The organism is Luteibacter sp. P4_D7_3, assembly GCF_056401735.1.
Map to the genome: position 1 here is coordinate 1 of NZ_JBFUIT010000507.1, position 1,771 is coordinate 1,771.

Annotated in this window: 2 protein-coding genes; both read left to right on the forward strand. The window is 64.2% G+C overall.

Going from position 1 to position 1,771, the window contains the following annotated elements:
* The coding region (locus AC1DSN_RS22125; protein ID WP_477332934.1) for a glycoside hydrolase family 18 protein at positions 1–768 on the forward strand (768 nt) is incomplete at its 5' end.
* Positions 769–956: 188 nt separating this feature from the next.
* A partial coding sequence (locus AC1DSN_RS22130) for a zinc-dependent alcohol dehydrogenase family protein (RefSeq protein WP_477332936.1) occupies positions 957–1,771 on the forward strand: 815 nt, incomplete at its 3' end.

Sequence of the window (1,771 nt, forward strand, 5' to 3'; positions counted from 1 at the left end):
AGCGAGAACTGGGGCGGACTTCCCGCCGCGTCGTTCGCCGGCGCTAATATCAGCCGCCTGAACAGTGCCGGCATCAACTATGTCGTGTCCACCGGCGGCCAGGCGGGTTCCTTTACCTGCGGCAGCAACGCGGGCATGGCCAAGTTCATTTCGACCTACATGAGCCCACACATGGTCGGCGTCGATTTCGATATCGAGGCCGGACAGACACCCGCGCAGATCAACGCGTTGATCGCCGGTGCCGTCGCCGCGCAAGGCCAGTATCCCAACCTGCGCTTCTCGTTCACGCTGGCCACGCTCGCCGCGTCGGACGGTAGCTTCGGCGGCGTCAACACGACAGGCGACATGGTGGTCCGCGCGGTCAAGGCCTCCGCACTGGTGAACTACACCATCAACCTGATGGCGATGGACTATGGCTCCGGTGCGAGCTCGGGCATCTGCGTCGTCGCCAATGGCAGCTGCGACATGGGCCAGTCCGCCATCCAGGCCGTGACCAACCTGCAGCACACCTACGGCATTCCCCTGAGCAAGATCGAGATCACGCCGATGATCGGCGTGAACGATGCCTCGAGCGAAGTGGTCAGCCTTGCCAATGTCGACAAGATCACGGCTTACGCGTCGACCAACAAGCTCGCGGGCGTGCACTTCTGGTCGCTTGACCGGGACACGCCGTGTGCCGGCGGGTCCGCCTCGCCGACCTGCAATTCCGTCCCCAGCACGACGGCGCTGCAGTACACGAAGCGCTTCCTGAGCGATCTCGGTCGCTGATCGAAAACCCGGCCAACCCTCATGGCTGGCACCCGTGCCCCTGGATCCCGCAACGGGACCCAGGGGCACATCGCTTTACGGGGGTCACCCACGCCGCCCATGTCCGAAGTGTTCGGACATCGCCGCAACTTCTCTATGCAAGCCCCGGACACATGTTTGGGCACATCCCTTCTGTCCGAGGTTTCTCCATGTCACGCATCGTCATGTTCGAAAGCTATGGCGCACCCGAAGTGCTCCAGTTCCGCGAGGTAGAGGTCGCCGCCCCGGGGCCGCGCGAAGCTCGCATCACCGTGCGTGCCATCGGCCTGAATCGCGCCGAGTCCATGTGGCGCAAAGGCAGCTATGTCGAGGAAGTCCGCCTGCCTGCGCGACTGGGGTATGAGGTCGCCGGTATCGTTGACGCGGTCGGCGCCGAGGTCTCTCACGTCAAACCGGGCGACGCCGTCACAACCATCCCTTCGTTCTCGCAGAACGACTACGGTCTCTATGGTGAAGTCGTCCTCGCGCCGGCGCATGCGGTGGTCGCGATTCCCGCCGGGCTTTCCTTCGAAGAAGCCACGGCCATCTGGAATCCGTACATCACACCGTACGGTGCCTTTGCCGAACGCCACCCGCTCACGAAAGACGACGTGGTCCTCGTCTCGTCCGCCTCGAGCAGTGTGGGCCTGGGCGCGATCGAGATGATCAACATGCTCGGCGCGACACCGATCGCCCTCACCCGCACGAGTGCGAAGCGTGAGGCGCTCCTCGCCGCGGGCGCGAAACACGTCATCGCCACGGGGGAGCAGGATCTTGTCGCCGAGGTGAAACGCCTCACCGGCGGGAAAGGCGCGACGTTCGCCTTCGAAGCCGTCGGAGGTTCCCAGTTCCCGACACTGCTCGCCGCACTGGCCCATGGCGCGACCGTGTTCGTCTACGGCGCCTTGAGCGATGAAGTCACGCCGCTGCCATTGCTCGACGTCATTCCGAACGAGCCGGTGATTCGTGGCTATAACCTGTTCGG